9 protein-coding genes are annotated in these 6,643 nt (G+C 65.0%); 4 read left to right on the plus strand and 5 right to left on the minus strand.

What is annotated here, in order from left to right:
- Positions 1 to 130: 130 nt before the first annotated feature.
- A complete protein-coding gene (locus tag AADX97_RS15660) occupies positions 131 to 1,681 on the plus strand; it encodes an ATP-binding protein (RefSeq protein ID WP_374234413.1) in 1,551 nt (516 codons plus the stop codon).
- Between the two features lie 153 nt (positions 1,682 to 1,834).
- Here the strand turns inward: AADX97_RS15660 and AADX97_RS15665 are convergent, their stop codons facing one another.
- Both AADX97_RS15665 and AADX97_RS15670 read right to left on the minus strand, forming a co-directional pair.
- Complete coding sequence (locus AADX97_RS15665) at positions 1,835 to 2,155, minus strand: DsrE family protein (protein WP_374234412.1); 321 nt, start codon at positions 2,153 to 2,155, stop codon at positions 1,835 to 1,837.
- Positions 2,142 to 3,008 carry a sterol desaturase family protein gene (locus tag AADX97_RS15670; RefSeq protein WP_374234411.1) on the minus strand — a complete coding sequence of 289 codons (867 nt, stop codon included), beginning with the start codon at positions 3,006 to 3,008 and terminating at the stop codon, positions 2,142 to 2,144. The genes AADX97_RS15665 and AADX97_RS15670 overlap by 14 nt, the downstream gene beginning before the upstream one ends.
- A gap of 293 nt (positions 3,009 to 3,301) precedes the next feature.
- On the opposite strand from AADX97_RS15670, the gene AADX97_RS15675 reads away from it, so the two are divergent.
- From AADX97_RS15675 to AADX97_RS15685, 3 genes are all read left to right on the plus strand, one after another.
- Positions 3,302 to 3,490, plus strand: coding sequence for a hypothetical protein (locus AADX97_RS15675; protein ID WP_374234410.1), 189 nt, complete (start codon positions 3,302 to 3,304; stop codon positions 3,488 to 3,490).
- A 347-nt stretch (positions 3,491 to 3,837) separates the two neighbouring features.
- Positions 3,838 to 4,401, plus strand: a complete 564-nt coding sequence (locus AADX97_RS15680) for a Uma2 family endonuclease (protein WP_374234409.1) — start codon at positions 3,838 to 3,840, stop codon at positions 4,399 to 4,401.
- A 3-nt stretch (positions 4,402 to 4,404) separates the two neighbouring features.
- Entirely contained in the window at positions 4,405 to 4,542 is a 138-nt protein-coding gene (locus AADX97_RS15685; protein ID WP_374234408.1) for a hypothetical protein, read from the plus strand.
- Between the two features lie 126 nt (positions 4,543 to 4,668).
- On the opposite strand, the gene AADX97_RS15690 is transcribed toward AADX97_RS15685, so the two are convergent.
- The 3 genes from AADX97_RS15690 to AADX97_RS15700 all read right to left on the minus strand — a co-directional run.
- Positions 4,669 to 5,244 (minus strand): TlpA family protein disulfide reductase, encoded by a 576-nt coding sequence (locus AADX97_RS15690; RefSeq protein WP_374234407.1) that lies wholly within the window; start codon positions 5,242 to 5,244, stop codon positions 4,669 to 4,671.
- The gene (locus AADX97_RS15695; RefSeq protein WP_374234405.1) at positions 5,225 to 5,839 is read right to left on the minus strand and encodes a hypothetical protein; all 615 of its coding nucleotides are present in this window, start codon (positions 5,837 to 5,839) and stop codon (positions 5,225 to 5,227) included. The genes AADX97_RS15690 and AADX97_RS15695 overlap by 20 nt, the downstream gene beginning before the upstream one ends.
- A 460-nt stretch (positions 5,840 to 6,299) precedes the next feature.
- Positions 6,300 to 6,643 (minus strand): hypothetical protein (locus AADX97_RS15700; RefSeq protein ID WP_374234404.1); only part of this gene is annotated, 344 nt, incomplete at its 5' end.

Raw genomic sequence — 6,643 nt, forward strand, 5'->3', positions numbered from 1 at the left:
GAATATTTGATCTTTGACCTTACCCCCTTATCCCTTAGCGGCGCCATGTCGGTTTATTCCCGGCGGGTCTACACTGAGCCAAAATGCCGACACGCCGCGCGCCGCGCGCCGCGCGCCGCCGAGGACCATCATGCACCGCCGCAAACTGCCGATCGGGATCCAGACCTTTGCCAAGATCCGCGAAGCCGATCATTACTATGTCGATAAGACCGGCTTGATCCAGCGCTTGGTCGCTGAGGGCAGTCAGTACTTCCTCTCGCGCCCGCGCCGGTTCGGCAAATCCCTGCTCATCGACACGATCGCGGAGCTCTTCGCCGGCAACGAGCCCTTGTTTCGTGGGCTGCTGATCCATCCGCACTGGGACTGGACGACCCGCTATCCGGTGATCCGCATCAGCTTCGGCGCGGGTGTGCTGCGGAGCCGAGCGGAACTCGACGACAGGATTGGCGAGCTGTTGGACGACAATGCCGAGCGCCTGAATGTGACGGCCGAGGCGTCGGGTCTGTCGGGGCGTTTCGGTCGATTGATCCGCCAAGCCCATGCAGCGACCGGCCAGCGCGTGGTGGTGCTGGTCGACGAGTACGACAAACCGATCCTCGACAATCTGAAGGATCGGGACACCGCCCGCGCCATGCGCGATGGCCTGCGCAACCTCTATTCGGTGATCAAGGACAACGACGCCCACATCCGTTTCGCCTTGCTCACCGGGGTGAGCAAATTCAGCAAGGTGAGCCTCTTCTCCGGGCTCAATAACCTGAAGGATATTACGGTCGACGCCCGCTATTCGGCGCTCTGCGGTTATACCGAGCAGGACGTCGACAACGTATTCGCCCCCGAGCTGGAGGGCTTGGACCGCGCACAGATCCGCGCCTGGTACAACGGCTACAACTGGACCGGCGAGGCGGTTTACAACCCCTTCGACCTGCTGCTGCTCTTCGATGCGCGCGAGTTCCGCACCTGGTGGTTCGAGACCGGCACGCCGACCTTCCTGGTCGAGCTGCTGACCGAGCGCGGGTTCTTTACCCCCCGGCTCGCGCATCTGCGGGCCGACGAGGCGCTCTTGTCGGCCTTCGATGTCGATCATCTGGCCCCCGAGGCGCTCTTGTGGCAAACCGGCTATCTGACCTTCACCGGATCGAGACGGCTCGGTGCGCGGCTCGAATACACCCTGGGCTACCCGAATCTGGAGGTCGAAAGCGCGCTCAACGACAGCCTGGCCAAAGCGCTGGTCGGGCAGCCCGGCCAGGTCAGCGAGCTGGCGAGCCGGCTCTACGACGTGCTGGTGGCCGGCGACCTGGACGCCCTGCGCGCCCACGTCGCGAGCCTGTTCGCTGCCATCCCCCATCACTGGCATACCGCCAACCCGATCGCGCGGTTCGAGGGCTATTTCGCCAGCGTCTTCTACAGCCATCTCGCCGCGCTGGGCCTGGATCTGACCGCGGAGGACGCCACCCAGCTCGGGCGCATCGACCTGACGCTCAAGTTCAATGCGCGGATCTGGCTGTTCGAGTTCAAGGTCGTGGAGCTGGCGCCCGAGGGGCGGGCACTGCAACAACTCAAGGACCGCGGCTATGCCGAGAAATACCGTGCACGCGGCGAGCCGATCCACCTGATCGGAATCGAATTCAGCCGCGCGCAACGCACCCTGGTCGGCTTCGAGACCGAGACCCTCGAGTGCTAAACCGCGTCCAGAGCGAGATACTCATTTTCGCGTCGATCTTCCGGGGTGCGCAGCCGAGCAGCACGGCGACCTCCGCGCGCGCCTGCTCGATCAACGCCTGAGCAACGGCCGGGGCGATCGGTGTGCTGGCGTTGTCGTCGAGATCGATCCGGGTCAAAACACCAAGGCCCGATCCGCCGCCAAGGTCGCTTCGGCCAGCGCGTCCATCGTGCTGCGGCGCGTGCCCTCGATCAGCTTGGCATCACCGATTCCACGTGCATCCAGACAGGTGCCGCAAAGCAGCACATCGCCGCCGCGCGCGACCGCCTTCGCCGTCGCAGCAGACGGGGGTCTGCGCGAACAATTGATGCTCCGAAGTAATCGACCCCGCGGCCGGATCGTCGAACGCGGCAGGAAGGCGACCGCCACGACTGCTCCGGGCGTGATCGAACCGTCTGCGACCGTTTTTCGACCGCTCTCGTCAGCGCCGCGCATCCGGCGGCTGATCCTCCCAACGGCGCCGATTGATCGCGTAGTCGGTGACTTGCCCGATGAAGGGCAGCATCAGCATCCCGTCGAGCCGATCGACCCGGCGCGGATTGCGGTGGTCGCGGATCCCGATGGTCATCCCCTCGTGACCGGCCCGCGGCTGGTCGCGGTAGGTGCCGAGCAGGCGATCCCACCAGGACAGATTGAAGCCGAAGTTAGAGTTGGTCTCGTCGTCCTCGATCGAGTGATGGACGCGGTGCATGTCGGGTGTGACCACGAACCAACGCAAGGCGCGGTCGATCCCGAGCGGCAGACGAACGTTGGCATGATTGAACATGGCCATGCCGTTCAGGATGACCTCAAACAGGATAACGGCGACGACCGGCGGTCCGAGTGCAGCGATGGTCGCGAACTTGATCAGCATCGAGAGGACGATCTCGATCGGGTGAAAGCGCGCGCCGGTGGTCAGGTCGTAGTCCAGGTCGGCATGATGGACCCGATGCAGCCGCCACAGCGCGGGCACGGCGTGGAACAGCACATGCTGTACCCAGATGACGAAGTCGAGCACGACGACGGCAATGAGCACCGCGAGCCAGCCCGGCAGCACGATCGCGTTGAGCAGCCCCCACCCCTGCGCACTCGTGAAGAGTGCCATCCCGACCGCGGCGGCGGGAAACAGGATGCGCAGCACGATCGTATTCAGAACGACCAGTCCGAGGTTGCTGGTCCAGCGCTGCAGTCGGGTCAAGGTGCGTGCACGTCGCGGCGCGCGAACCTCCCAGATCGCCATGAGCGCGAAGATGCCGAAGAAAAACACGAGACGGATCGTCGCCTCGTGGGTCTGGATGAAGCTATCCAATGGGTGTGCCTCCGACTGCCGGGATGGCTTGGTTAGACCGATACTGGCAGATCGTCAGCCCATCATCCACCGATGCGTTGAATGTTTTTCGGCTGCGGATTCGGCGGGATTCTCCGGTCTCGGCATCAACCTCGGTAGCAGTTTATGCGTCGCACGTCGGCGGTCGAGACCTACGGCGAACCCTCGGCTTTAGGTCGCCTTCTCGAGCGCAATCGGAACCGCAAGCCTTCCTGCCTTTCTGGCGTGCGACGTTTCCGCTATGCTGCATCGAAGCGACAGCCAGGGCCGAAGCCATGTCCAATCAGGCGATTCAGCTTCCCAAGCCCCATGCGATCACGGTCCAGGAATACCTCCGGCATCTCGACGTCCACCGTGATCCGGCGGACGGCACCTATACGACCCGGTTCAGGGTACCGGATCTGTCCGGTGTCGGCATCGCGGCCCTCCCGGGCGTGACCATGGATCTGCGATCCTTGTTCTGACATCCGAACGCGTCGTCCGCCATCGCGCTCCCCGTGGTCGCACTCACCTGCTCAGGCGAACAGGCCGGCAAGCTGCCCGCCGCCGAGGACCGGCCAACGCGTGGTCGTGCTGGTCGATGAATACGACAAGCCGATCCTCGACACCCTGAGCGATCGGGACGCCGCAACAGCTCAGGGCGCGCGGCTATGCCGATCAATACCGCGCGCGCGGCGAGCCGATTCACTTGATCGGGATCGAATTCAGCCGCGAGCGGCGCACCCTGGTCGGCTTCGAAACCGAGACCCTTTAGTGCTAAGCTGGATCGCGCTATCGAAAGCATCACCGACTGACTTGCGAGCAACCTCTGATGGAAGCGCAACGATTCCTTACCATCGACGACCTGCTGGCCTGGCCCGGCGACGAGCACGTCGAGCTGATCGACGGCGAGATCGTGCAGCGGCCGATGAGTCGTTTCGAGCATGGCCAGGCGCAGACCGCGCTGATTGGCCAATCATTCCCGCTCGTCATGCAACGGCAACCCGGCGGTTGGTGGATCGTCCCCGAGATCAGTGTCCGTTACAACGAGCACCACTGTCCCAGCCACGACCTCGCCGGCTGGCGCAAGGAGCGGCTGCCGGAGCGCCCTTCCGGCGTCATCACCGTGCTGCCGGACTGGGTCTGTGAGATCCTCTCCCCTGGCCACGAGCGCAAGGATACGGTCACTCACTTCCTGCGGCTGCAGCGTGCCGGGGTTCCCTTCTATTGGATTGTCGCTCCCGAGGACCGGGCGTTGATCGCCTATGCCCTGGATGCCGGCGGATATCGTGCCGTGTTCACGGCCGAAGGCCCGGACGAGATCGCGGCCAAGGCGCGCATCCCGCCGTTCGAAGCGATCGAGATCGACTTAGGCCTCCTTTTCGGCGACCTGTAATGGATGGTGATCCGCGGCGAGCGCCGGTTCCACGACGGCCGGCGCGACCTGGTCACCAATCCGACCCTGATCGTCGAGGTCTTATCGGACTCCACCGAGGCCGACGACCAGGTGGAGCTGTCGAGGTCGCCGTCTTTATAGTGCGTGAGATTTGTCGTCCGTCCGCGGATCGACATCCCAAGATCGACCTGTCTATCGCGACGCGCCATGCCGACCGCCGTCATTCGTCAGCCTCGGGCTCGAACCCATTGACATCGCGGGACGCCGTTAAGGCTTCGGAAGATGCGGCAACAACTGCTCCACGGCCGCCGCATCGTCGAACTCGGTCCCGCCCACGGCTCGGATGATCACCCGGCCTTCCGGGTCGACCACGAAGCTGGTGGGTAGACCCTTCACGTTCCAGTCCTGCGCGGCGCGCGAATCAATATCGAGCAGGAGCGGAAAGGTCGGCGCCGGATCCAACTGACCGGTGAAGGCGAAGACGGTGTCCATGTCCTCGCCGACGTCCACCGCTAGGACCGAGAGACCGCGCGCGTTGAACTGCTGATAGAGCCGCTCCATGGACGGCATCTCGCGACGGCACGGCGGGCACCAGGTGGCCCAGAAGTTCACCAGGACCAGCCGGCCTTTGAGGTCGGCGAGATCGTGCTCGACCCCGTCGATATCCTCCAGGCGCAGCGGCGGCGCCGGAGCGGGATCCTCGATCACCGTGAGCCGGTGGCTCAGGGGCGGTAGATCGGCGGCACTGCCAGTGCCGACGGCTCCGACGGTGCCGATGCAGAGGAGCAGGGCCGGCAAAACCGACCGGCCTGCGCGGATCCGGTCAATCGGTGCAACGAACATCGTCGAGTCTCCCCTCGTAGGTTTGGTCCGCGATCGTCCAGCGGGCGATCAGATCGAAGCGACTGCCGGGCGGCAGCCCCGTAGCCAACATACCTTGATTCCACTCCCCTGGCGCGTAGGCTTGCTCGGCGGGGAATTGCGCCCATCGGAAGGCGAGACGCGCCGCATCGGGCACGCCGCGCGCAGCCCATTGCGCCGACCAGTCGTCCAGCGGCGGAAGGAGCCGGACCTCATCGTTGTGTCGGACCTCCCAGTCGGACAGGCGAAAATCGAGCTCGCCCGGCGCCGTCTCGTTGCGCAGTACGGTCATATAGACGCAGGCCCCGGCAAAGACATCCGCATCGGCCAGCTCGAAACCGCGTGCGACGTAGAAGGCGCGGACCTGGTCGGGCAGGAGTTGGGTGAGCGAGATGCTCACGCCGTGGGCATGGGTCGCGTAAGTGGCCGCACCTGTTTCTGGATCAATGCGGACGGGCTCCGCGCTGGTCGCAGGGCCGCCCATGACAGCGACGAAGGCGGCGGCCGCCGCGGCGTAACGGACCGACAGGCGGCAGGAATGCGTGCCGTTCGGACCGGTTTGAAGGATGAATCGCACAGGCTAATACTCTCCGTAGTCGAGCCGATCGGCCCGGTGTGGCTGCGGCGCATCCCGGCGGTCTGCCCGGAGTCGGGTCCGCCCGCGGGACGGTCTGCGGTGGGCTGAAAGAAGCAGGCGCCTCGAAACCTCGGAGCCGTCTATCGCCCCCAGCGGTCGACCGGAACCTATACTGACCGCTCGCCGGACCTCGAACAACCCCGCCGTCGCGCTTTCATCTGCATCGGAGCACGTTGGACATGCCCAAAGCCCGCACCCCCTCACCGGGCCTCCAAGCAACCCCCCCGGGCCGGACACCGACCGTTCAACCGGAACCGGAACCCGAAAAGCGATATCGACTCCGGTCCCCACCCACGGTTGTCTGCCCGGCGCATGCAGGAGCCGGCGAGATCAAAACGCGGCGGGGTCAGGTCCGGCCCGGCTCGAAGCTCCCCGGGAAACAGCATGATCCTCTCCCGACTCAAGCATCCTCGCCGGTGCCCTGGGCCGGTTTTATTCTGCGTCCGATCAGCCCCGAGAAGCGCAGCCGCTCCTCCCCTTCCTCGTCGCGAATCATCCGCAGGGTCTCGCCGCGGGTCCGTCCGAGCCCGAGGATGATCGCCTCGTTCTCGGAGACCGCACGCAGAGGCACCTGAATCGCCGCGGCGGTGAGGTAGGGCATGCGGTAGCTGAAGCACAGATGGCCTTCGCGCAGCTTGAGCTCGACATCGACGATGGGAAAACCGGGATCGGCGTTGAAGATCGCGTAGGTGCCGACACGCGCACCCCAGGACGGGCTCGTCTCGGGTGCAGGCGCCTTCTCCC

This window comes from Thiocapsa sp. C2-2m (assembly GCF_041903745.1).
GTDB lineage: Bacteria > Pseudomonadota > Gammaproteobacteria > Chromatiales > Chromatiaceae > Thiocapsa > Thiocapsa roseilacustris.

Coding starts and splice junctions, on each gene's coding strand:
- AADX97_RS15685 (WP_374234408.1), top strand. CDS start 4,405: ATGGTGATCCGCGGCGAGCGCCGGTTCCACGACGGCCGGCGCGACCTG.
- AADX97_RS15675 (WP_374234410.1), top strand. CDS start 3,302: ATGTCCAATCAGGCGATTCAGCTTCCCAAGCCCCATGCGATCACGGTC.
- AADX97_RS15680 (WP_374234409.1), top strand. CDS start 3,838: ATGGAAGCGCAACGATTCCTTACCATCGACGACCTGCTGGCCTGGCCC.
- AADX97_RS15665 (WP_374234412.1), bottom strand. CDS start 2,155: ATGCGCGGCGCTGACGAGAGCGGTCGAAAAACGGTCGCAGACGGTTCG.
- AADX97_RS15660 (WP_374234413.1), top strand. CDS start 131: ATGCACCGCCGCAAACTGCCGATCGGGATCCAGACCTTTGCCAAGATC.
- AADX97_RS15690 (WP_374234407.1), bottom strand. CDS start 5,244: ATGTTCGTTGCACCGATTGACCGGATCCGCGCAGGCCGGTCGGTTTTG.